This window comes from Mesorhizobium sp. M1006 (assembly GCF_040318825.1).
Taxonomy (GTDB): domain Bacteria; phylum Pseudomonadota; class Alphaproteobacteria; order Rhizobiales; family Rhizobiaceae; genus Mesorhizobium.
Genome location: NZ_JAMYMZ010000012.1, coordinates 106,969 through 129,370, shown reverse-complemented (window position 1 = coordinate 129,370; position 22,402 = coordinate 106,969). Strand labels below are relative to the sequence as shown.

At 63.3% G+C, this 22,402-nt stretch carries 19 protein-coding genes; 6 read left to right on the top strand and 13 right to left on the bottom strand.

Going from position 1 to position 22,402, the window contains the following annotated elements; all coding sequences use genetic code 11:
• Positions 1 to 43: 43 nt before the first annotated feature.
• The 10 genes from ssuD to NKH60_RS14445 all read right to left on the bottom strand — a co-directional run bounded on the left by ssuD (position 44) and on the right by NKH60_RS14445 (position 9,855).
• Positions 44 to 1,192 (bottom strand): FMNH2-dependent alkanesulfonate monooxygenase, encoded by a 1,149-nt coding sequence (ssuD, locus tag NKH60_RS14490; RefSeq protein ID WP_352831693.1) that lies wholly within the window; start codon positions 1,190 to 1,192, stop codon positions 44 to 46.
• Positions 1,193 to 1,234: 42 nt separating this feature from the next.
• A complete protein-coding gene (locus NKH60_RS14485; protein ID WP_352542466.1) occupies positions 1,235 to 2,083 on the bottom strand; it encodes an ABC transporter permease subunit in 849 nt (282 codons plus the stop codon).
• On the bottom strand, positions 2,080 to 2,874 hold the full coding sequence (locus NKH60_RS14480; RefSeq protein ID WP_352471351.1) for a taurine ABC transporter ATP-binding protein: 795 nt from the start codon (positions 2,872 to 2,874) through the stop codon (positions 2,080 to 2,082). Before NKH60_RS14480 ends, NKH60_RS14485 begins: the two co-directional genes overlap by 4 nt.
• A gap of 69 nt (positions 2,875 to 2,943) precedes the next feature.
• Positions 2,944 to 3,951, bottom strand: a complete 1,008-nt coding sequence (gene tauA, locus NKH60_RS14475; protein ID WP_352471352.1) for a taurine ABC transporter substrate-binding protein — start codon at positions 3,949 to 3,951, stop codon at positions 2,944 to 2,946.
• 254 nt (positions 3,952 to 4,205) lie between these two features.
• Entirely contained in the window at positions 4,206 to 4,796 is a 591-nt protein-coding gene (msuE, locus tag NKH60_RS14470; protein ID WP_352471353.1) for an FMN reductase, read from the bottom strand.
• A 73-nt stretch (positions 4,797 to 4,869) separates the two neighbouring features.
• On the bottom strand, positions 4,870 to 5,925 hold the full coding sequence (locus NKH60_RS14465; RefSeq protein ID WP_352471354.1) for an aldo/keto reductase: 1,056 nt from the start codon (positions 5,923 to 5,925) through the stop codon (positions 4,870 to 4,872).
• A 19-nt stretch (positions 5,926 to 5,944) separates the two neighbouring features.
• Positions 5,945 to 6,892 carry an ABC transporter ATP-binding protein gene (locus NKH60_RS14460; RefSeq protein WP_352471355.1) on the bottom strand — a complete coding sequence of 316 codons (948 nt, stop codon included), beginning with the start codon at positions 6,890 to 6,892 and terminating at the stop codon, positions 5,945 to 5,947.
• Positions 6,870 to 7,868: an ABC transporter ATP-binding protein gene (locus NKH60_RS14455; RefSeq protein ID WP_352471356.1), complete on the bottom strand. Its 999-nt coding sequence runs from the start codon at positions 7,866 to 7,868 to the stop codon at positions 6,870 to 6,872. Before NKH60_RS14455 ends, NKH60_RS14460 begins: the two co-directional genes overlap by 23 nt.
• Before the next feature lie 2 nt (positions 7,869 to 7,870).
• Positions 7,871 to 8,869: an ABC transporter permease gene (locus tag NKH60_RS14450; protein WP_352471358.1), complete on the bottom strand. Its 999-nt coding sequence runs from the start codon at positions 8,867 to 8,869 to the stop codon at positions 7,871 to 7,873.
• Positions 8,869 to 9,855 carry an ABC transporter permease gene (locus tag NKH60_RS14445; RefSeq protein WP_352449708.1) on the bottom strand — a complete coding sequence of 329 codons (987 nt, stop codon included), beginning with the start codon at positions 9,853 to 9,855 and terminating at the stop codon, positions 8,869 to 8,871. The genes NKH60_RS14450 and NKH60_RS14445 overlap by 1 nt, the downstream gene beginning before the upstream one ends.
• A 314-nt stretch (positions 9,856 to 10,169) precedes the next feature.
• Here NKH60_RS14445 and NKH60_RS14440 point away from each other — a divergent pair, with 314 nt between their 5' ends.
• From NKH60_RS14440 to NKH60_RS14420, 5 genes are read left to right on the top strand one after another with little or no spacing between them, the layout of a single operon-like run.
• Entirely contained in the window at positions 10,170 to 11,780 is a 1,611-nt protein-coding gene (locus NKH60_RS14440; RefSeq protein ID WP_352540160.1) for an ABC transporter substrate-binding protein, read from the top strand.
• Positions 11,781 to 11,839: 59 nt separating this feature from the next.
• Positions 11,840 to 13,024 (top strand): LLM class flavin-dependent oxidoreductase, encoded by a 1,185-nt coding sequence (locus tag NKH60_RS14435; protein WP_352471360.1) that lies wholly within the window; start codon positions 11,840 to 11,842, stop codon positions 13,022 to 13,024.
• A gap of 9 nt (positions 13,025 to 13,033) precedes the next feature.
• Positions 13,034 to 14,071, top strand: a complete 1,038-nt coding sequence (locus NKH60_RS14430; RefSeq protein WP_352820131.1) for an ABC transporter substrate-binding protein — start codon at positions 13,034 to 13,036, stop codon at positions 14,069 to 14,071.
• Between the two features lie 18 nt (positions 14,072 to 14,089).
• Positions 14,090 to 15,307, top strand: a complete 1,218-nt coding sequence (locus NKH60_RS14425) for an acyl-CoA dehydrogenase family protein (RefSeq protein ID WP_352820148.1) — start codon at positions 14,090 to 14,092, stop codon at positions 15,305 to 15,307.
• Between the two features lie 5 nt (positions 15,308 to 15,312).
• Positions 15,313 to 16,575, top strand: a complete 1,263-nt coding sequence (locus NKH60_RS14420) for an FAD-dependent oxidoreductase (RefSeq protein ID WP_352616956.1) — start codon at positions 15,313 to 15,315, stop codon at positions 16,573 to 16,575.
• Positions 16,576 to 16,611: 36 nt separating this feature from the next.
• On the opposite strand, the gene NKH60_RS14415 is transcribed toward NKH60_RS14420, so the two are convergent.
• The gene (locus tag NKH60_RS14415) at positions 16,612 to 17,703 is read right to left on the bottom strand and encodes a rhodanese-like domain-containing protein (protein WP_352616960.1); all 1,092 of its coding nucleotides are present in this window, start codon (positions 17,701 to 17,703) and stop codon (positions 16,612 to 16,614) included.
• Entirely contained in the window at positions 17,700 to 19,061 is a 1,362-nt protein-coding gene (locus tag NKH60_RS14410; protein WP_352616995.1) for an LLM class flavin-dependent oxidoreductase, read from the bottom strand. The genes NKH60_RS14415 and NKH60_RS14410 overlap by 4 nt, the downstream gene beginning before the upstream one ends.
• Before the next feature lie 180 nt (positions 19,062 to 19,241).
• Between NKH60_RS14410 and NKH60_RS14405 the strand changes: the two genes are divergently transcribed.
• Positions 19,242 to 20,681, top strand: coding sequence for an FAD/NAD(P)-binding protein (locus tag NKH60_RS14405; RefSeq protein ID WP_352831690.1), 1,440 nt, complete (start codon positions 19,242 to 19,244; stop codon positions 20,679 to 20,681).
• Between the two features lie 80 nt (positions 20,682 to 20,761).
• Here NKH60_RS14405 and NKH60_RS14400 read toward each other — a convergent pair whose 3' ends face one another.
• Positions 20,762 to 22,357 (bottom strand): ABC transporter substrate-binding protein, encoded by a 1,596-nt coding sequence (locus NKH60_RS14400; protein ID WP_352872538.1) that lies wholly within the window; start codon positions 22,355 to 22,357, stop codon positions 20,762 to 20,764.
• Between the last annotated feature and the right edge of the window lie 45 nt (positions 22,358 to 22,402).

Here is a 22,402-nt window from a genome sequence, read left to right as displayed (position 1 = left end):
GAAGCGAAAGGACATCGCTCTGGCCAACGCTGTCGGCAGGTCGTCACGAAGCGGACGCGGTGACTTTGGGGCGTCCGAACTCGACGTCCCAGCTGCGCTCCTGGGGTGCGGCTTCGCCATTCAGGCCGAGTTTGGGGAAAAGCAATTCAGCGACGTTGAACGCCTCTTCCAGATGCGGATAGCCGGACGCGATGATGGTTTCGATGCCGATCTCCTGATACTCGCGAATGCGCGCGGCAACATTGTCGGGATTGCCGACCAGGGCCGTTCCCGCACCGCCACGCACCAGCCCCGGTCCCGCCCACAGGTTCGGGCCGACGATCAGCCGGTCGCGGCGGCCCTGATGCAGCGCCGACATGCGCTTTTGGCCGACGGATTCCGAAATATGGACAAATCCCTTCTGGGCTTCGGCGATCAGGTCGTCGGTGACGTGGCTGATCAGCCGGTCGGCCGCCGCCCACGCCTCATCCTCCGTTTCGCGTACGATCAGGTGAATGCGAAGGCCGAAGCGGATCGTTCGGCCTTGCGCCGCTGCTGCCTGTCTGACGCGGCCGATCTTTTCGGCAAGCTGGTCCACCGGTTCACCCCAGCTCAGATAGGTGTCCACGTGCTTGGCGGCGATCGCGATGCCGGCATCCGAAGAGCCTCCGAACCAGAGTGGCGGATGCGGCCGCTGAACCGGCGGGAAGGAAATGTCGATGCCGTGGGCGGAAAGATATTTGCCGTCGAAATCCGCCGGCTCACCCGAAAGGATCCGCCGCCAGATCGTCAGGAACTCGTCGGTCTGTGCATAGCGCTCGTCATGACTGAGCTTGTTGCCGTCGCCGGCGAGATCGGCCGGGTCGGCTCCAGTGACGACATTGAGCAGGACACGACCACCGGAAATGCGGTCCAGAGTGGCCGCATGACGCGCAAACAGCGCCGGTGTTCCGCTGCCCGGCCGAAGTGCCACGAGGAACCTCAGCCGTTCGGTGAGCGGGATCAGCCCGGCCGCCACGATCCAGGCGTCTTCGCAACGCGTTCCTGTCGGCAGGAGCACGCCCTTGAAGCCAAGCCGGTCCGCAGCCTGGGCGATCTCCCTGAGATAGCCGAAGGTTGCCGGGCGGTGCCGCTCGTCCGTGCCGAGATACGGTCCATCGCCATGGGTCGGCAGATACCAGTAGAGGTCGAGCGGACGGGTGTTGCTGGACATCGGATTGTTTCCTTCAGCGATTGCGGAATGTCTAGGCAAGCGTCAGATCTTGCCCTTCCAGGGGATGAGGCGATGCTCCAGCCAGCGCATGCCGCTGGTAAAGGCGAAGGCAAGGATGGCGATGACGATGAGGCCGACGAAGACGACGTCGGTGGCGAGGAAATTGGCCGCCGACATGATCATGTAGCCGAGGCCCGACTGGGCCGCGATCAGCTCGGCCGCTACCAGCGTGGACAATCCGGCGCCGATGGCAATCTTCAGGCCGGTCATGATTTCCGGCAACGCGGACGGCAGGATGATGCTGGTGAAAAGTTGCAGCCGGCTCGCACCGAGCGACAGCGCGGCATTGATGCGTTCGGCCGGCACCGACCGGACGCCGGCCTGTGCGGCAAAACAGATCGGGGCGAAGGTCGACAGCGACAGGAGCACGATCTTGGACGTTTCGCCGATGCCCAGCCAGATGATCAGCAGCGGCAGGTAGGCCAGAGGCGGCAGACCCCAGTAGAGATCGATCGGAACGCTGAAAATGCCCTTGACCCAGCGATTGAGTCCCATCAGCAGGCCGAGCGGAATGCCCAGGAAAATGCCGACACCGAGCGCCGCGGCGATGCGGCCGAGGCTGGCGAGTGTGTGCTCGAGGAGCGTACCGTTGGCATAGCCATCGGCCCAGACGGCGCTGAACTGGGTCAGTACCTCGGCGGGCGACGGCAGGAACAGCGGCGACGCCCAGCCGAAGCGCGTGGCCAAAAACCACAAGGCGATGAGCGACGCCAGGGTGACCAGGCTGATGCCGAGCGTGCTTGTCGAAGCGGACCGGCGCGTCTTGGGAGACGGCGCGCGCTGAGCTATCGAAGACGAAAAAGAGGTTCCGGAATTGGCGGCGAGCGTCATTGCAAGGTTCCTGTGCGGGCGCCTTCCGGCTGGTGGATGAGCGAGCGGATTTCCTGCCGCAGTTCGATGAAACGCGGGTGGGACTGGATCGGCCCGATGTCGCCGCTCTCAGCGAAGTCGCGAACGAAGTCGGCGTCGAACCGGGCAACGATGCGGCCTGGTCGAGGCGACATCACAACGATGGTGGTGCCGAGCGTGAGGGCTTCCTCGATCGAATGGGTAATGAACAGGATCTGCTTGCCGGTCTTGGCCCAGACCGAGGCCAGAAGCTGCTGCATCGTCTCGCGCGTCAGGCTGTCGAGGGCGCCGAACGGCTCGTCCATCAGCAGGATCTTCGGATCGGTGGCCAGCGCCCGCGCGATGCCGACTCGCTGGCGCATGCCGCCGGACAGTTCATAGGGCGGCTTTTCGGCGAAATCGGCGAGCCCGACCAGTTCCAGCAGACGCCTCGATCGCTCATGGCGTTCGCCGCGCCGCACGCCTCGGTATTTCAGGCCGAGAGCGACATTGTCCAGCACATTGGCCCAGGGCAGCAAGGTATCTTTCTGGAAGACGACGCCACGATCGCCGCCGGGCGCGACAATTTCTTTTCCGTCCAGTGTGATCGTGCCTTCGGTGAGCGGCAGGAAGCCGGCGATCGCGTTGAGCAATGTCGACTTGCCGCATCCGGAAGCACCAACCGCGACAACGATGGAATCTGGAGCGATATCGAGCGAGACGTGATCAAGCGCGTGTACGTCCTGGCCATCCGAGGCCGGAAAGGTCACGCTGGCATCGCGGATCCGAAGCATGGTGGGCCTCCAAGCAGTCTGGCTGGCGAGAATTCCGCCAGCCAGAACCTGAATTTCGTCAGGTGATTTCTAGTTCGAGGCCTTGGCAGCGTCTGCGTATTCCGGATCGGCGAACGCGGCGTAGCTGTCCTTGATGGCGGTGATCTTGTGCTGGTCCTTCAGGAAGCCTGCGGTGTCCTTGAGGATTTTCGCAACGGCGCTCTTGTCGCCACCGCCCAGCCATTTGTCGGACACCTGCTCGTCGAGCGGCGGAACCACAGTCGTCTTCAACTGCTCCGAATTCTCGGCCGCCGTGCCGCCCTGCAATTTGGCGATCAGCTTGGCGCTCTCTGAGTCCGGTCCCCATGCGGCCGGGTTGCTCAGGTAGGCGGTGTTGTAGCCGTCGATCAGCCGGACATACTGGCCGAGGAAGTCGGGATTGGCCTTGGCGAACTCGCCGGTCACGACCAGCGCGCTGAAGGTCGGCGCGCCACGGTCGGCGACCTGGCCGGCTGTGAGCAGAACCTTGCCGTCCTTTTTGAGTTCAGAGAGTGCCGGATCCCAGACGAAGGCCCCGTCAATGTCGCCGCGCTTCCAGGCAGCGACGATTTCGGGCTGCGGAATGGCGATGACCTGGGTTTCTTTCTCCGAAATGCCTTCCTGCTTGAGGACGGCGAGAAGCTGGTAATGGTCCGTCGATACTGGCGCGGCCGCGAGCTTCTTGCCCCGCAGGTCGGCCGGCGACTTGATATCGGGCCGCACCACCAGGGCTTCTCCGTCACGGGAGACCGAGGAGATGTAGAAGGCCTTCACGTCGATGCCCCTGCTGACGGCTGCGGCGAACGGGCTTGATCCGACATCGCCGATCTGGACGTCGCCGGATGCGATGGCAGCAAAGATGTCAGCACCGGAATTGAAGCGGCGGTATTCGATGTTCCAGCCGGTTTTCTTGGCAAGATCGCCGTTGGCAATACCGAGGTTGTAGGGATTGGCACCGGTCTGGTAGGCGATGACGACTTTCTTGTCGTCGGCATGCGCTGCAGCGGATGTGGCCGCTATGGCAAGCCCGACAAGGGCGGCGGAAATAAGTTTTCGCATGGAGCCTTAATCCTTTTGAACAGAGGGCAAACCCCTCGACCGCCCTATTCAAAGAGCGTTGGATTAAAGTCCACTGATATTATAGACTTAGATAGCAATGGAATTCTTAAAATCAGCTCGCGCTTAAAAAAGAATTCGGATTTAGACGGCACCCTGTCGCCCGCGGGATTATTCAGGCGCAAAATGCGGAGTGCTTACGGGCCGCGCCTTGGCCATATATCGCCTATCAGGCACTTGCCTTGGCACTTTATCCGTCAGCCCGAAGCCGCCCGGACCGGTTGGCTCTTCGGCTGGCGCGCTGAAAGCAGGGCAACGAATTGATCCACGGCCTGCCCGGCCCGCGCCAGAACCAGCGAATCTACGAGCTTGCCGTCGGCAAAGTCGCTGTCACTGCCATAGACGGCGCTCGGCACCGTCAGGGCGGAGTAAAAGCCAAACAGCGGGCGAAGCTGATGTTCGACTACCAGCGCGTGGCGCTGGCCACCACCCGTCGCGCCGATCAGGACCGGCCGGTCGACGAGCGCCAGTGGATCGATGAGGTCGAACAGATGCTTGAACAGGCCAGCATAGGAGCCGTTGTAGACCGGCGTCGTGACGATCAGCGCGTCGGCCTGTTCGACCGCGTTTACCACATTCAGCGCCTCCGGCGTCAATTCCCTTCGCGTAAACGCAGCACCCAGACCACGGCCGGCATCGACAAGATCGAGGAAATTTACTGTGACAGACAATCTTTCGCGCAGCGCCTCGCCGAGATGATGCGCCAGCGTCCGCGACTTCGACGGCCTGTGGGTGTTGCCCGAAAGCACGACGATGTTCTGGCGCAGCCGTTCGACGTGGAAATTCATGGGCTCTCTCATCTGTCCAAAGCAATTGGAAACGCGGGCGGGGCCGCCGGCCCCGCCATTTCGTCGGCGACCGTCAGGCGGCGCGCAGAGGCCGTGTCAGCGGGATCGGCGCGGCCGGCTCCGAACGCGGCACGCGGCCTTCGACCGGATGGCTCGGATCATTGAACCCATGCGTTGAGGCATGACCGGCAGTGACGAGGCGGTCGACAAAGGCCTCGTCCTCGGCGCTCAGCCTGAAGTCCAATGCCTTCGCATAGCTGTCCCACTGTTCCTCGGTACGCGGGCCGGCGATCGCCGCCGTGATCAGCCGGTTGTTCAACACCCAGGCCAGCGCGAAATCGGCGGCCGAGACGCCGCGTGACTTTGCGTGCGCCGCGATCTGCCTGGCGATCTCGATCGATTCCGGGCGCCACTCGGTCTCGGCGATGCGCTTGTCGCCACGGCCGGCCCGCGTGTCGGCGGCAGGCGCCTGGTTCGGCTCGTATTTGCCGGTCAGCACGCCGCGCGCCAGCGGGCTGTAGGAGACGACGCCAAGACCGTAGTAGGCGGCCGCCGGCAGCTGTTCGGCCTCGGCGGTGCGGTTGACGATGTTATAGAGCGGCTGGCTGGCTACCGGCCGGTCGATGCCGAGTTCATCGGCCAGATGCGCGACTTCGGCGATGCGCCAGCCACGAAAGTTGGAGACGCCGAAATAGCGCAGCTTGCCCTGGCGGATCAGGTCGGCGATCGCCCGCACCGGCTCTTCCAGCGGCGCATCGAAGACGGCGCGGTGGAAGTAGAACAGGTCGATATAGTCTGTTCCCAGGCGCCGCAGGCTGTTCTCGACCGTCTGGATCACCCATTTGCGCGAATGGCCGCCGAGATTAGGCCCCTTGTCATGCGAGTTGACGAACTTGGTCGCCACGACCCAATGATCGCGCGTCACCTTGATACCGCGACCGACGACTTCCTCGGACTTGCCGTTGTGGTAGACGTCGGCGGTGTCGATGAAGTTGATGCCTTGCTCGCGCGCCTTGTCGATGATGCGATGCGCGACCGTCTCCTCGGTCGGCCCGCCGAACATCATCGTGCCCAGGCTGAGCGGCGAAACCTTCAGGGCGCTGCGGCCAAGATAGCGGTAGTCGGACATTTTTCTGCTCCGTTGAATTTCAGTTGATGGTTGGTTCGGCGTAGTGGCAGGCGACATGGTGTCCCGGCGCGATCGCTCGGAACGCCGGTTCCTGCGAACGGCACAGATCGGTCGCCAGCGGGCAGCGGGTATGGAAACGGCAGCCGCTGGGGATGTTCTGCGGGCTTGGCAGATCGCCATGGATCGGCGCGGCCTGACGTCGGCGCGCCGGGTCCGGCACGGCATCCATCAGCGCGCGCGTGTAGGGATGCTTTGGCGAGGTCCACAGCGCCGCATTGTCGGCGCTTTCGACAATGCGTCCGAGATACATCACCAGCACCCGGTCGGCGAAATAGCGAACGACTGATAGATCGTGCGAAATGAAGAGATAGGACAGGCCGAGCTGACGTTTCATGTCGACCAGCAGGTTCAGAATCTGCGCCTGGATCGAAAGGTCGAGCGCCGACACCGGCTCGTCGCACACAACCAGTTCCGGATTGAGGATCAGCGCCCGGGCGATGCCGATGCGCTGGCGTTGCCCGCCGGAAAATTCATGCGGGTAGCGGCCAAGCGAATCCCTCGGCAGACCGACACGCTCGATGATGTCCTCGACGATGGTGCGCCGCTCGGCCGTGTTGCCGATGCCATGGACCTTCAGTGGTGCTGTCAGGATGTCGCCGATCGTGTGGCGCGGATTGAGCGATGCGAACGGATCCTGGAAGATCATCTGGATATTACGGCGCGCCGCCTTCAGCCGGCGCGTGTCGAGAACGGTGATGTCGGTGCCGTTGAACTCGATCCTGCCGCTAGTCGGGTCGACCAGCCGCATGATGGTCTTGCCTAGCGTCGATTTTCCGCAACCGCTTTCGCCGACGAGACCAACCGTCTCGCCGCGTCCGACTTCGAGGGATACGCCATCGACGGCGCGCAGCGTGCCGCCCTGGGCGTGGAAATGGGTGGAAAGGTCAGAGACCGAGAGCAGCGCCATGCGCAACCTCCGGAATGAAGCTGTAGGGGCAGGCGACTAGACGATCCTCGCTCACCTCGACGAGGTCGGGTACGAAATGGGCGCAGCTGTCGCGCGCCACCGCGCAGCGCGGGCGGAACGGGCAGCCCTTTTCGCCGGCGGCCGAGACGATACTGCCGGGAATCTCCGTCAGCCTGGCGTCGCGGTAGTGGAGATTGGTCTTCAGCCGCGGCGACGCCGCCAGCAGGCCGCGCGTATAGGGGTGAAGGGGTGTTCTGAACAGTGCGTCCGGCAGCGCCTGTTCAACCTTGCGGCCGGCATACATGACGACGACCTTGTCGGCCCATTGTGCCACGACACCAAGATCGTGGGTGATGAGCATGACAGCCATCGACAGTTCGCGGCGCAGCGTATCGAGCAGGTCGAGCACCTGCGCCTGGATGGTCACGTCGAGCGCCGTCGTCGGTTCGTCGGCAATCAGCAGGCGCGGCCGGCAGGCGACGGCGATGGCAATCATGATGCGCTGGCGCATGCCGCCGGAAAGCTGGTGCGGATAGTCATCGATGCGCCGCTGCGGATCGGGAATGCGAACCAGATTGAGAAGCTCGATGGCACGGTTCCGCGCTGCCTTGCCGCGTATGCCTTCGTGCAGCGTCAGCACCTCGGTGATCTGCCGGCCGATGGTCAGCACCGGATTGAGCGACGTCATCGGCTCCTGGAAGATCATGGCGATCTCGCGTCCGCGCAGGCTCCGCATAGCCTTCTGGTCGAGACCAAGCAGATCCTTGCCGGCGAATTCGATCCTGCCATTGGGTATTTTCGCCGAGCGCGGCAGAAGCTGCATCAGGGCGAGCGCGGTCAGCGACTTGCCGGAGCCTGATTCACCAACGATCGCCAGCGTCTCGCCCTCACCGACCTCGAAGCTCAGCCGGCTGACCGGCTCGGCGGTCGGGAAGCGAACCGTCAGATTGTCGATCCTGAGCAAAGGAGCCGCCATCTCTATCGCTCCTGTGAGAAGCGCGGGTTGAGCGCGTCGTTGAGGCCGTCACCGATCAGGTTCAGCGCCAGCACGGTAAAGACGATCGCCAATCCCGGAAGCGCTGTCAGATACCAAGCGGTGCGGATCAATTCCCTGCCCGCTCCGATCATCGAGCCCCAGCTGACGACGTTGGGATCGCCGAGGCCCATGAAGGACAGCGCCGATTCCATCAGGATCGCGGTCGCCACCATCACCGACGAGGTCACGATCAACGGCGGCAGCGCATTGGGCAGGATCTCGCGGAAGATAATGCGGACATGGCCGTAGCCGAGGCTGCGGGCGGCCATGACGAAATCCTTCTCGCGGATGGCCCGGAACTCGGCGCGGGTCAACCGCGCCACCGTCGGCCAGGTGATGACGGCGATCGCCACTGTCACGACAGGCGCGGTCGGCTGCGCGATCGCCACCATGACGACCAGCAGCACGAAGCTCGGTATGGTCTGAAAGATCTCGATCAGGCGCACCAGCAGGTCGTCGATCCAGCCGCCGAAGTAGCCGGCGGCGGCGCCGACCAGGATGCCGAAGCTGAGGCCGAGCGCGGTCGCCACCAGGCCGACGAACAGCGAAATCCGTGCGCCATGCAGAATGCCCGAAAGCACATCGCGGCCCATGGAGTCCGTGCCCAGTGGGAAGGCTGGGTTCTGGCCCGGCCACAGGAAGGGCCGCGCCACCATCGATAGCGGATCGGCCGGATAGAGGACTGGTGCCAGCAGTGCGGCCAGCACGACCAGTGACAGGAACACAACGCCGAACATGGCGTTGGGATTGCGCAGGAAAACCTTCAGCGCACGCCCGCCAGCGGCTATCGGCACCGACGCTGCCGAAGCGGAGCGTGCGTCGGGCGCGTGGAGATTGCTCCAACTCTTTGCCTCGGGTTCAGGCGGTGCCGCGGGCCCGCGGGCATCGGCATGGAGACGGCGGGAACGGGCATCGCCCGCGGCGAAATCGGTGGAAGCCATCAGCGTACTCCGATGCGGGGATCGAGCCAGGCGTGCAGAAGATCGACGGTCGCGTTGGCGATGATCACCAGCAGCGACGACAACAGAAGGATGCCGAGCAGCACGGTGAAATCGCGGCCCATGACCGCTTCGAAGGCGAGACGCCCGAGGCCGGGCCAGGAATAGACAGTCTCGACAACCACGGCGCCGCCGAGCATGCCGCCGACATGCATGCCGGCCATGGTGGTAATGGGGATCAGCGCGTTGCGCAGGACATGGCGAATGGTGATGATGGCCGGCGGCAGGCCCTTGGCTGCGGCGGTGCGCACGTAGTCCTGCGACTGGACCTCCAGCATCGCCGCTCGTGTCAGCCGCGCATAGATCGCCACGTAGAACAGCGCCAGCGACAGTGCCGGCAGGATCATGTAGCGCGCCCTGTCCCAGAGCCCGGCAAGGCCGGTCAGGTTGCTGCCGATGGTTCCCGAGCCGCCGCTCGGCAGCCAGCCGAGCTTGACCGAAAACAGCACGATCAGCATCAAGCCGATCCAGAAACCCGGGATTGAATAGAACAGCAGCGAAATAACGGAGAGCACACGATCCGGCAGGCGCCCGGCAAACACCGCCATCACCGATCCAAGGGCGAGGCCGAGCACAATGGCGACGGCCAGAGCCACCGCCATCAGCACTAGCGTGCCGGGCAGCCGCTGGCCGATCAGGTCGGCGACCGGCATGCCGTAGCGCGGCGAAAAGCCGAGGCTGAAATGCGCCAGATTGTAGAGATAGTTGAACAGCTGGACGAGAAGCGGATTGTCGAGCCCGAAGCGCTGGCGAAGCGCCGCCATCGTTTCGACAGTGGCCGAGCCAGCCTCGCCGGCCATGACATCGGCGGCATCGCCGGGCGCGAGCTGCAGCAGGAAGAAGTTCAGGATGACGATGCCCAGAACGGTCGGCACCGCCTGGATGGCGGTGCGCCGGAAGGTTCTGCCAATGCGCGTCAGGGTCGACATCGTTTTCGCTATCCCGGCTGTGGCTGACGATGCGGGTTTGCTGTTTCCCGGAAAGTTCCGCGCTTTTTAGTTGACAAGATTTATAGACATTGTCAAACCTGATTTAAGAAATTTTATCCTGCAAATGGCTTCATTGCAGAATAGAATTTTATTTCATACTACAAACTTAGCTGTTTGAAGTATGAAATCTTAAGCGCGGGAGCAGGTCGGCCAAATCTTTTCGCAAACGGGCCCGCTCTTGGAACGACGGATTTTTAGCCTGGCGGCCGACGATCGGCCGATCGGGTCCGGCAGCAAAAAAGGACCAGGACGCTATGTCTCATTTCCTCAGTCCGAACCGCCGCAGGTTCCTCGGCATCTCGGCGGCCGCGCTCGGAGCGACCCTGTTGCCTGCATCGCGCAGCGCCTACGCCGCCGAGCCGAAACAGGGTGGAACGGCGACGCTGGTGCTCTCGGCTGAGCCGCCTGTGCTGACGACCATCGCCCACACGGCATTCAATTCGGTCTACGTCTCGGCAAAGACCACCGAGGGCCTGCTGACCTATGATTTCGATCTCACGCCGCGCCCATCCCTGGCCAGACAATGGTCAGTCAGTGGCGATGGGCTGCAATACACCTTCAAGCTGCGCGAAGGCGTGAAGTGGCATGATGGCCAGCCGTTCACCGCCGCCGACGTCGCCTATTCGATCACCACGATCAGAGAGGTTCATCCGCGCGGCCGCAACACCTTCCTCAACCTTGTAGACATCCAGACGCCGGATCCGCTGACCGTAGCGCTGGTTCTGTCGAGGCCGGCGCCTTACTTGATCACGGCCCTGGCTGCGGCCGAAACGCCAATCGTGCCGAAGCACCTCTATGACGGCACAAAGGCAGCCGAAAATCCGGTCAACGTCGCTCCGGTCGGCACCGGCCCGTTCGTCTTCAAAGAATGGGTGCGCGGCAGCCACATCGTTTACGAACGCAATCCTGACTACTGGGACGCACCGCGCCCCTATCTCGACCGGTTGATCGTGCGCTTCATCCCGGACGCTTCGGCGCGCGCGCTGGCGCTGGAGACCGGCGAGATCGATCTGGCGCCGGCAACGCCGATTCCGTACAGCGATTTGCAGCGTTTTGAGACGCTGCCGCATATCGGCTTCGAGAAGCAGGGCTACCAATATTCCAATGGCATCAGCCGGGTCGAATTCAACCTGGAGAAAGCCTATTTCCAGGATGTTCGCGTCCGCCGTGCCTTCGCCCATGTCATCGACCGCAACGTCATCCGCGAGACGATCAACTATGGCTATGGCGAAACCATTCCAGGCCCGATCAACCCCAATCTGAAGAAGTGGTTCGTCGCCGACCTGAAGACCTATCCGGTCGACACGGCCGCCGCCGATAAACTGCTCGATGAAGCAGGCTTGCCGCGCGACGCCAACGGTACCCGGCTCAAGCTTGTCCACGACTATGTCCCGAGCGGCGAAACCTACAAGCGCGGCGCCGATTACATCAAGCAGGCATTGGCCGCGGTCGGGATCGAGGTCACCGTGCGCAGCCAGGATTTCGCCACCTACACCAAGCGCATCTACACCGACCGCGACTTCGACTTCACCTTCAACGGCATGAGCAATCTGTTCGACCCGACGGTAGGCGTACAGCGCCTCTACTGGTCGAAAAATTTCAAACCCGGCGTGCCGTTCTCCAACGGTTCGAAATACAGCAATGCCAAGGTCGACGAACTTCTTGAAGCGGCCGCCGTCGAGGTCGACCACGAAAAGCGCTTCGAGCAATGGGCCGCGATCCAGCAGATCCTTGTCGAGGACCTGCCCGATATCGGCATCGTCAGCCAACCGGAAATCACCCTCTACAACAGGCGCATAGCCGGTCACACGGTGGGCGCCGAGGGCAATGCCGGCTCCCTCGCAACCGCCCATATCGTCGCCTGAGCCTGACCCGTGCGCGGTCCTTCGCACGGGTTCCCTTCCTCCACCCGAGAAAGTTCGCCATGACGCTCGCCCACAAGCCTGGTTCCATCGTCGGCACGCCCTTCTTCAAGGCGCCGACCGACTATCCGGACAGCCCGCTGTCGAAAGCGCTTCAGCAGCCGGTGCTGCTCGGGCTATTCTTGCCGATCCAGGCCGGTGGCTGGACCAACTCGACCTTGCCGCGCTCGACCGACTGGCGCTTCGACTACAATCGCGACCTGACGTTGAAGGCCGAGGAGCTTGGCTTCGACCTCGTCTTCGCGCTCAGCCAGTGGCTGCCCAAGGGCGGTTATGGCGGTGTCTTCAACGGCCAGGCGCTGGACAGTTTCGTCTCCGTCGCGGCCATGGCCGCGATCACCAAGAAGATCATGCTGATCTCGACCATGCATGTTCTCTACGGTCCCTGGCATCCGCTGCATCTGGCGAAATTCGGCGCCACGCTCGACCACATCTCCGGCGGCCGCTGGGGCATCAACGTCGTCACCGGCCATCGCGCCGTCGAACATGAAATGTTCGGCTGGAACCGCATCGAGCACGACCGCCGCTATGAACTCGCCGCCGAGTTCGTCGAAGTGCTGCAGCGACTGTGGCAGGACGACGAGAATTTCTCATTCTCCGGAGAATCGAGCTGGAAGCTCAATGGCGGCTTCGTCACGCCCAAGCCGAATTACGGCCGGCCGATCCTGGTCAATGCCACCGGCTCCGACGCCGGCATTTCCTTTGCCGGCCGCTATTCCGACATCGTCTTCGTCACCAGCCCGGCCGGCTCCGACATCGCCAGCGCGCTGGAAGCGCTGCCGGCGCATACGAAGAAGGTGAAGGACGCAGCCCTCGGCGTCGGCCGCACCGTGCGCACGCTGCTCAACCCGCTGGTCATCAGCAGGCCGACCGAGAAGGAGGCCTGGGCGGTCGCCGATGAGATCGTCGCTCATGCCGACAGCCGCACGCCGAAAGGCTTCCAGACCTTCAACAGCGATGCCCAGGCCTGGAAAGGACGCGAGGGCCGCGACGATCCCTACGCCAAGGTCGGCGGCAACATCTATCTCATCGGCACGCCCGAACAGATCGTCGACCAGTTCGTCAAGTTGAAGGACGCCGGCATTGACGGCCTGCAGCTGTCCTTCTTCGATTTCAAGCCTGACCTCGAATTCTTCGGCGAGAACATCCTGCCGCTGATGAAGCAGGCCGGCCTGCGCAACACCTAAGGAGCCATCATGACCGCGACTGCGATCTCCGAAATCTGGTACACACGCTGCCCGGTGCCGACGCCTGTCGGGCTCGCCGCACAGCTCGGGCTTCTCGACGAGACCTTTCGCAAGGAGGGGATCGAATTGAAGTCGATCATCGATTCGCCCAATCGCGACATCCGCCAGAGCCATTTCAACCATACGCTCGACTGGTCGTTCCGCCACGGCGGCAACGTGCCGCCGATCCGCGCGCGGTCCGAAGGGCGCAAGACGCGTCTCGTCGGCATCACCTGGACCGACGAATTCCAGGCAATCATCGCCCTGCCCGGTTCCGGCATCAGGACAATCCAGGACCTGAAAGGCCGTCGCTTCGGCATCGCCCGGCGCCCCGAGGGAATCGTCGACTTCATGCGAGCGACGGCGTTGAAGGGACTGGTCTCGGCGCTCTCGCTCGAGGGCCTTGGCTATGGCGACGTCGAGATCGTCGACATAGCGCTGGCCGACAGCGTGCTCGACGGCCAGGAAGGACCGTCGCTGTTCGGCCTCAAGCGCAAGCAGCCCTATGGCGAGGAAGCCGCAGCCCTGATCCGCGGCGAGGTCGACGCCATCTATGTCAAGGGCACGGCCGGGATCAATGTCGCCAATCTGATCGGCGCCATCCAGGTCGTGGAATTCGGCTTCCACCCCGACCCGAACATCCGCATCAATTCCGGTTCGCCGCGCGTGCTGACCGTCGATGAACTGCTGGCGGAACAACGCCCCGATCTGGTCGCGCGACTGATCGAGACCATCCTGCGCGCCAGTGCCTGGGCCGAGGCGCATCCGGAAGAGACGCAGCGCTTTGTTGCCCGCGAAGCCGGGGCCACCGAGGAACAGGTGCTGGCCGCCAATGGCCCGGATGTCCATAAGCATCTCGGCCTCGGACTGCAGCCTGAGCTCGTCGCAGCGGTTTCCCACTACAAGGATTTCCTGCGCGACTGGGGCTTCCTCGCCGGCGATTTCGACGTCGAGCACTGGGTCGATCGCCGGCCGCTCGATCTGGTGAACATTCGGGCCGCCGCCTGAGAGAAAGCCAACGTCATGATGTCGACAATTGCCGAGTTTCCGCAACTCCTCGAGAAAGTGGCCGGCCTCGCCGACGACTTCGCGCTGACCGCCGCGCATCACGACGCGACCGGGGAATTCCCATTCGCCAATTTCGACCGGCTTCACCAGGCGGGGCTGCTTGGCCTGGTCACGGCGCGCGAACATGGCGGCTTCGGTGGCGGGCTGACGGAAGCACAGGCGGTGATCGCCGAGATCGGTCGTGGCGAGCCGTCGACAGCGCTGGTGCTGGCCATGCACTACAACAGCCAGTATGCGATGCGGAAATCCGGAAAATGGCCGCGCCATCTGGTTCAGCGGATTGTCGAGGCCGGGCGCCTTGGCCCTGCCCTGATCAACGCCGCCCAGGCCGAGCCCCGGATCGGCTCGCCAGCTCATGGCAAGCCGCCCGAAACCATTGCCCGGCGGGACGGCAACGTCTGGCGGATATCCGGCCACAAGAACTACGTCACCGGCATTCCTATTCTGAAATGGGTGAACTTGCTGGCGCTGACCGACGAGCCGCAGCCGCGTCTGGCTTCATTCCTGGTGCCGACCGACGCGCCTGGATTTCGCGTCGAAAAGACATGGAACGCCGCCGGCATGCGGGCGACGGCCAGCGACGACATCATTCTGGATAATGTTGCGGTTCCTGCCGAAGACATCACCGAGGCGCAGCCGGCATCCGAGCCGCTGAGGCGCGAGGAAAGCGCGACGGCGTTCTTCTTTTCGCTGATCGGCGCTGTCTACCACGGTGCCGCCCGTGCTGCCCGTGACCGGCTGGTCTCCTTTGTCAGCACGCACGCGCCGGCAAGTCTTGGTGCGCCGCTGTCGACCGTGCCGCACATCCAGTCAGGGCTGGGCGACATAGAGGTTCGGCTTGCGAGCAGCGCGCGGCTGCTGCGTTCACTCGCCGAAGATGTCGACGCCGGCCGGCCTGTGGGCACCGACGGCATGACGGTCAGGCATGTCGTCATCGACAATGCCGTTGCCGTCACCTCGCTGGCGCTGGAGCTTGCCGGCAATCCAGGCCTTAACAGAGATTTCCAGCTTGAGCGCCACCACCGTGATGCGCTGACCGCCCGTTCCCACGCACCGCAGAACCACATGATCCGCACGATCGCCGCCAAGGCGACGCTCAGCCGCCATATCGCCCGGCAGTTGGCCGAGACGCCGGCTATTGCCGCGGGCAAGCCCAAGCTCGCGGCGGTCGGTTGAGCGCCATGACAACAGAACATGTCGAAGTCGCCATCATCGGCGGAGGCCCCGGCGGCCTGACACTGGCGCAAGGCCTGAAGAAGAACGGCATCAGTGTCGCGGTCTTCGAGAAGGACCGCGCCCGCACCGACTATGTCCAGGGTTTTCGTCTGCGCATCCGCCAGCGCGGCATCGATTCCCTGATCGCCAATTTGCCGCCGGAACTCTACGACGCTTTTGTCGCCACGCTCGGCCAGGCGCCGGATCGCAACATCCTGCTCGACGAGAATTTCAACATCCTGGGCGAGGATGCCTGGGGCGGCGGCAACGCGCCGGGCGAGGCCGACGACACGCATATCGAAAAATCGGTAAGCCGTATCACGCTGCGCCAGGTGCTGTTGTCCGGCCTCGACGGCATCATGCGCTATGGCAAGGTCTTCTCTCGCTACGACGAGCAGCCGGATGGTTCGGTCGTCGCGCATTTCGAGGACGGCTCGGCAATCCATGCCGACGTGCTGGTCGGTGCCGACGGCGCCCGCTCGCGGGTGCGCCAGCAACTGGTGCCGCATGCGCGAAGCTTCGACACCGGCGTCAGGCGTCTGGCCGGCAAGATGACGCTGCATGCCGCAGCCCTTCACCAGATCTCGCCGCTGCTACTCGACTACAATGCCGGCGTCAGGCCAACCGAAGGTCATGGGCTTATGGTCACCAGCCACAGGGTCAATGTCGACGCATTCCGAAAGCATGGACTGATCGGGCTGGACGACGCCACCCACAAGGATTTTTCCGGCTTCCATTTCAACAACACCACCAGCTATGTCTGGTGGAACACCGCCTATGAAAAGGACGAACTTGCCACAGACGACGCGCTGGCAAAGCTCTCCGGTTCAGAACTGATTGACCTGCTGATCTCGAAGATCGCCCACTGGCACCCGGAAATCCTCAACCTCATCCGCTACACCGACCCATCGACGGTGGCGCTGCTTCATGTCCACAGCTCCGAACCTGTCGATCCCTGGCCGACGAAACCGGTGACGCTGCTTGGCGATGCCATCCACGCCATGACCTATTTTCGCGCGCTTGGCGGCAACACCGCGATCTACGACGCCGGGCTGCTGGTGCCAGAGCTGGTGGCCGCCAAACGCGGCGACAAGCCGCTTCTCCAGGCGCTGTCGGAGTATGAGGCCAAGATGCTGGAGCACGGCGCCAAAGCCGTGCGGTCTTCGCTGACGGCGATGCAGAAGAACGTGCTGGCGGGCCGTCGCCGCCAATCGGAAGCCGCCGAATAGTGGCCCCCGAAAAAATCGCCTGACAGTGCTCCTGCCCTACGCCGCTTCCACCAGGCTGGTCGACTGGAAGTCGTACAAGAGGATCGCGATCTCGAAGCCGCGCCGCTGCAGCCAATGCGCCGTCGTCGCCGCGCGGACACCGAGCAGATCGTCGATCAGCACGACGCGGGCGCCGCGCACGGCGATGGTGCGATAGGCGACACCGAGCAACTGCCCGCCCTCAGACGCGATCGACCCCGGAATATGCGCTTCGGCGAACTCGTCGGGCGTGCGCACGTCAAGCAGGTAGGTCGTCCGCGTTTCGTCCTTCGCCCAGTTTGCGGCCGTGGCCGCATTGATGCGGGGAAAGCTGTCGCCTTCGGCAAGCTTTGCGATGTGCTCCCCGGCGAAACGCTTGGCATCCTCGCTTGCCGGACCATAGATTGCGGTCTTGCCGGTTTCGAGTGCAAGACCGGCCTCGCGCCATGCCCTGGTGCCGTCGTGCAGATAGGCGACCCGGTTGGGCACGCCGGCATCGATCAGTGTCTGCGCCCCGATGATGGCGCGCGGCAGGCCGGCGCAGGAGACGACAACCTTCGTCTCCGGTGAACGCACCAGGTCGGCGAAGCGTAGCACCAGCTCGGCGCCCGGCACGCTGATGGCGCCCGGCACATGGTCCTTTTCGAACTCCGCCACCGTGCGGCTGTCGAGCACCACCACGTCGGCGCCTCGGCCTCTGAGCACCGCGAGCTCTTCAACGCTGACGACCGGGGTTCCCTTCTCGTCGCGGATCGCCAGCGAAAAATCGACGCCCGGCGTATCGAAGGTCGGCAGGTCTTCAACGCCGCTTTGCGTCCATTCCGGAATTCCACCGTTCAGCGAAAACAGCTGAGTACGGCCATACCCCACCAGTCGTTCGACAAGTTGCTCGGCAACGCCGCTGCCGTCGTCCGCCAGCACGGTGCGCACCGATTTGCGCGGGATGAAGCGGTCGATCTCGGCCTCGACCTGAGCCGCGGGCAGGTTGGTGGCGAACAGCGGCGATGCGTATCCGACAGTCGCGCTGTCGCGAATGTCTAGTACCGCCAGTTCTTCGCCATCCGCCAGCCATTGGCGAAACATTTTCGAATCGATCGTCCTGTCGCTCATGATGCTTTCCTCTCTTGCTGTTCAGCGGCGCCACGGATCGGACGCGCAAGGCCGAGGTTCTCGCGCAACGTCCCGCCTTCGTAAGCAGTCCGGAACAGACGCCGCCGCTGCAGCTCCGGAATGACGAGGTCGACAAAATCGGTGAGGCCCGTCGGCAGGATCGGCGGCATGACGTTGAAGCCGTCCGCCGCGCCACCGGCGAACCACTCCTCCATCATGTCGGCCACATCCTTTGGCGTGCCGACGATCTGGAAATGGCCGCGCGCGCCGGCAACGGCGAGATACAATTGGCGGATGGTCAGGTTCCGGCTCGCGGCCAATTCGGAAACGACTTTCAGGCGGCTCTTCACGGCATCGGAACTGCCCAGTTCCGGCAACGGTCCGTCGAGTGAATGGCCGGAAAGATCGACACCGCCGAGCAATCCTGAAACCAGCGCCACACCAACCACAGGATCGACCAGGCGCTGGATCGCATCGAACTTGTCCTCGGCCTCCGTGCGCGTCGGCGCGACGACCGGGAAGACACCGGGCATGATCTTCAAAGAATCGGCAGAGCGACCAAAGGAGCCCAACCGGCCTTTCAGCTCGCTGTAAAAACCTCGGGCCGATTCGATGGTCGGATGGGCGGTGAAAACCACCTCCGCCGTCTGCGCCGCCAGCTGCTGGCCGGCATCGGAAGAGCCGGCCTGAACGATGACGGGATGGCCCTGCGGCGGGCGGGCGACGTTGAGCGGCCCTTTGACGCGGAAATGCCGGCCGACATGGTCCGGGGCGTGGATGCCGCGCCGGTCGATGGCGATCCCCGAAGCCTTGTCGGCGACGAAGGCATCGTCGTCCCAGCTGTCCCAAAGCTTCTGCGCGACAGCGACGAATTCCTCGGCGCGGGCGTAACGGTCGGCATGAACGGGATGCTGGTCGAGGCTGAAATTCGCCGCCGCCGGCGCATCGGCTGAGGTGACGACATTCCAGCCTGTCCTGCCGCCGCTGAGATGATCGATCGAAGCGAACAGCCGCGCCAAGTGGAACGGCTCCCAATAGGTGGTCGAGGCGGTCGCAACGAGCCCGATCCCTTGCGTGATGGTCGAGAGCGCCGACAAAAGCGTCAGCGGCTCGAAATGCACGACATGGCCGGTGCGCTCGAAGGTCTCGATCGGCTGCTCGCCATTGCGCGCGCTGAGGCTGTCGGCCAGAAACACCATGTCGAACAGGCCACGCTCGGCAGTGCGCGCGGCGTCCGCATAGTGCTGGAAGCTCAGGCCCGGATTGGCAGGCACATCGGGATGGCGCCAGGCAGCGACATGATGGCCCGGTCCGCGAACAAAGGCTCCAAGCCTTATCTTTCGATTTTCAGTCATCAGCGGTTCTCGGGCTGGTCGCAAAGGGCGTTCCTATCTAGCGCCTGCCAAACCCGCTGAGTGAAAGAATGCCTTTCGCCAGCTGGCAATTATTGTTTTTTGACATCGGTTACGGGAAAGCACGATGATCGTTGCCGGGGCGATGGGCTGGAGCCACGACCACCGGCGTCGCAAAGGTTCTTGATGCTTCATACCCCTTCCTCCCCGCTACGCTCGATCCCTCGTTCAATCATCATCGTTGGCGGCGGCTTTGCCGGCGCGGTTACCGCGATCAAGCTGCTCGACCGTTCAACTGAGCCGCTGGCAATCACCATCATCGAGCGCCGGGCCGAGCTTGGTCGCGGCGTCGCCTATAGCACCGTCGATCCACAACACCTCGTCAACGGCGCGGCGCGCATCTTCTCGCTGCATCCGGACGATCCCGATCACCTCGTTCGCTGGCTTATGGCGAATGGGCCGGAGCACGGCTGGACACCGCCCGAGGATGTCCCGGACTCAAGCCCGCCGCGCTGGCTGTTCGGCAGCTATGTCCTGTCGGAACTGACGAGAGCGATCAGAGAAGCAGATCCGCGTTCTTCGCTGCGCCACATCAAGGCATCCGCCGTCGACATGCTGACGGGTCCGTCCGGGGTATGCGTCGGCACCAGCGATAGCCAGCAATTGCTGGCGGATGAGGCGGTACTGGCAACCGGGGTGTTCCAGAGCCAGCCGTCCACCACGGAAGCAGCCGTCGTCGGCGATCCCCGTTATATCGCCAATCCCTGGGATTCGGCGGCGCTCGATCGGCTCGCTGGCAGCAAGGAACTGCTGCTGATCGGCTCCAGCCTCAGCATGGTCGACGTCGTCGCCAGCATGGAAGCGCGCGGCTTCAAGGGCGGTTATCGCGTCGTGTCGCGGCGCGGACAGATCGTCGAACCTCGGCGCAACGTGGAAGCGTGGCGCGATTTCCTCGCCGGGCGGCCGCTGCCGAAAACCACCAGGGCGCTTCTCGCACTGGTCAAGGCCGAACGCCGGGCAATCGAACCCACCGGCCTGGACTGGCAAGGGCTGCCGCTGACGATCCGGCCGTGGATCCTGGCCTTGTGGCAAGGCGCCACCGACAAGGAGCGCTTGAAGTTCGCACGCCATCTGCGCGCCTTCTGGGATGTCACCGCGCACCGCGCGGCGCCACCGAGCTTTGAGCGCGTGGCACTGGCGCGAAGCCAAGGCCGTTGGACGGGTCGAGCGGGACGGGTGCTGGCACTCCATCCGCAGGCAAATGGCATCGTCGCTGAAATCCGCTGGCGTGATACCGGCGCGGTCGAACGGCTGCGCTTCGACGGCGTCGTCAACTGCCGCGGCCATCAGGAGCATGATTGGCGGCGGATCGCCGATCCATTCGTCCAGAACCTGCTCGAGAACGGCATCGTCAGGCCGCATGCGACCGGCTTCGGCATCGACGCGACGCATGACTGCCAGGTGATTTCCCGTGATGGCGAGACCCATGGCAATCTGTTCGCCATCGGCCATCCGCTGCGCGGCGTCGCCTGGGAATCGAGCTCGATCGGCGAACAACTGGCGCAGGCCATAGCCCTTGCCGGCCTTCTGGTCGGCGCCAGCCCAAGGCTGCGTGCTTTGGCCTGAAGTTACCAGCTTTGCGAAATGGAAGAAACGAAAACGGCCGCAGCTCTATGCGGCCCTTCTCTCATGATTGCCCGGCAGATTTAGGCGTTCGGGTCGAGATAGGCGTCGGCGAAATTCGCTGACAGGCCTTCGGCGCCAGGCGCGTAGTTCTTGACGGTTTTGCGGGCGATGATGATGGTCGGTGGCGCGATCAGATTGATGATCGGCAACTCGTCGGCGATGATCTCCTGGAACTTGAAGAAGAGCTGCTTGCGCTTGGCCTCGTCTAGCTCGACCGATGCGGCTTCCAGCAACCGGTCAACCTCCGGGTTCTCACAATGCGCGCCGTTGGAGAACGGCAGCCCTTTCTTGATGTTCTTTGACCAGTAGAGCCGCTGCGCCCCGGCGCTCGGGTCGAAGATGTTGCCGCAAGATTCGGTCGACAGGTCCCAAGTGCGGTCGGTGTAGATGGTTTTGACATAGGTGCCGAAGTCGAACTTCTGGATCTCGGCGTCGATACCGATCTTGGCCAGCGCCTGCTTGAGGAAGTCGGCATAGCCCCACGGATTGTAGGGATTGTTGGTGAGCCTTAGCTTGAAGCGGATGCCGTCCGCTCCTCGCTTGAAACCGGCCTCGTCTAACAGTTTTTCCGACAGCGCCGTATCGACGGTCGCGGCCTTCACGTCGGGATCGAAATACTTCTTGTTGACGACGCTGATCGGTGTCGGCGACACTTGGCCATAGCCGTAGAACACGATGGCGTTGACCGCATCGAGATCGATCGCATGTGCGATTGCCTGGCGGACTTTTTTCTCCTTCAGGATCGGGTTTTCGAGGTTGATGATCAGTTGGTGCAGCGGGCCGCTATAGGCGAAGACCGTGCTGTCGACGACGAATTGCGGCAGCGCCTTGAAACGCTCCAGATCGGCGAAGGCCACCGGGTTCGGTCCGATGTCGACCTCGCCCGTTTCGAGCGCCGCGGCGCGCGCGCCCGGATCGGTGATGAAGCGGAAAATGATCCGGTCGAGATAGGGTTTAGGCGCATCCCAATAGGTCGGATTCTTTTCGACGAGGATGTGGCTGCCCTTTACCCATTCCTTCAGCACGAACGGCCCGCTGCCGATGATCTGCTCGAAGGACGGATCGTCGGCCGGCTTCAGCTTCTCGTAAATGTGTTTGGGCACGACAGGCGATTCCGTCGCGGCCAGCCCCGAAATCAGGGCGGCGGACGGCTTCGACAATTTGATCTTCACGATATGCGGGTCCGACGTGTCGATGTCGGTGACGTTCTGGAAGGTGATGCGACCGCGCGGATGCGCTTCGCGCAGCCGGGAGATAGAAAAGGCCACGTCCTCGGAGGTCAAATCATGGCCATCGCTGAACTTCACTCCCTGGCGCAGCTTGAAGACGTATTCGAGCCCGTCGTCGCTGATCGACCATTCGGTGGCCAGTTGCGGTCGCGGATTGAGATCGTAGTCGTAGGCGAGCAGGCCGTCGAAAATCTTCGGACCGATGGTGGCCGGTCCGCCAGCGCTGGTGTTGATGGAAACGATCTGGTTCGGCTCGGGATAGTAGACGAAATTGAGCGTGCCGCCGGCCACCGGCTTTGCGTCTTCTGCGAATGCCCCGGCGGGAAGTGCAGCACTCGCGCCGGCCAGCAGCAGGAACTGATTGAACAGGCGTCGGTTGATGGTCATGGTCGGTACTCCGAATTGGCGCGATTTGTCTTCATGGAGAAAGTC

What these genes read in the sequence shown, in the direction of transcription:
- NKH60_RS14405 (WP_352831690.1), top strand. Translation starts at nt 19,242, where the DNA reads ATGCTTCATACCCCTTCCTCCCCGCTACGCTCGATCCCTCGTTCAATC.
- ssuD (WP_352831693.1), bottom strand. Translation starts at nt 1,192, where the DNA reads ATGTCCAGCAACACCCGTCCGCTCGACCTCTACTGGTATCTGCCGACC.
- NKH60_RS14435 (WP_352471360.1), top strand. Translation starts at nt 11,840, where the DNA reads ATGACGCTCGCCCACAAGCCTGGTTCCATCGTCGGCACGCCCTTCTTC.
- NKH60_RS14450 (WP_352471358.1), bottom strand. Translation starts at nt 8,869, where the DNA reads ATGGCTTCCACCGATTTCGCCGCGGGCGATGCCCGTTCCCGCCGTCTC.
- NKH60_RS14460 (WP_352471355.1), bottom strand. Translation starts at nt 6,892, where the DNA reads ATGGCGCTGCTCTCGGTCTCTGACCTTTCCACCCATTTCCACGCCCAG.
- NKH60_RS14420 (WP_352616956.1), top strand. Translation starts at nt 15,313, where the DNA reads ATGACAACAGAACATGTCGAAGTCGCCATCATCGGCGGAGGCCCCGGC.
- NKH60_RS14480 (WP_352471351.1), bottom strand. Translation starts at nt 2,874, where the DNA reads ATGCTTCGGATCCGCGATGCCAGCGTGACCTTTCCGGCCTCGGATGGC.
- NKH60_RS14465 (WP_352471354.1), bottom strand. Translation starts at nt 5,925, where the DNA reads ATGTCCGACTACCGCTATCTTGGCCGCAGCGCCCTGAAGGTTTCGCCG.
- NKH60_RS14485 (WP_352542466.1), bottom strand. Translation starts at nt 2,083, where the DNA reads ATGACGCTCGCCGCCAATTCCGGAACCTCTTTTTCGTCTTCGATAGCT.
- NKH60_RS14430 (WP_352820131.1), top strand. Translation starts at nt 13,034, where the DNA reads ATGACCGCGACTGCGATCTCCGAAATCTGGTACACACGCTGCCCGGTG.
- NKH60_RS14400 (WP_352872538.1), bottom strand. Translation starts at nt 22,357, where the DNA reads ATGACCATCAACCGACGCCTGTTCAATCAGTTCCTGCTGCTGGCCGGC.
- NKH60_RS14455 (WP_352471356.1), bottom strand. Translation starts at nt 7,868, where the DNA reads ATGGCGGCTCCTTTGCTCAGGATCGACAATCTGACGGTTCGCTTCCCG.
- NKH60_RS14425 (WP_352820148.1), top strand. Translation starts at nt 14,090, where the DNA reads ATGTCGACAATTGCCGAGTTTCCGCAACTCCTCGAGAAAGTGGCCGGC.
- NKH60_RS14445 (WP_352449708.1), bottom strand. Translation starts at nt 9,855, where the DNA reads ATGTCGACCCTGACGCGCATTGGCAGAACCTTCCGGCGCACCGCCATC.
- msuE (WP_352471353.1), bottom strand. Translation starts at nt 4,796, where the DNA reads ATGAATTTCCACGTCGAACGGCTGCGCCAGAACATCGTCGTGCTTTCG.
- tauA (WP_352471352.1), bottom strand. Translation starts at nt 3,951, where the DNA reads ATGCGAAAACTTATTTCCGCCGCCCTTGTCGGGCTTGCCATAGCGGCC.
- NKH60_RS14440 (WP_352540160.1), top strand. Translation starts at nt 10,170, where the DNA reads ATGTCTCATTTCCTCAGTCCGAACCGCCGCAGGTTCCTCGGCATCTCG.
- NKH60_RS14415 (WP_352616960.1), bottom strand. Translation starts at nt 17,703, where the DNA reads ATGAGCGACAGGACGATCGATTCGAAAATGTTTCGCCAATGGCTGGCG.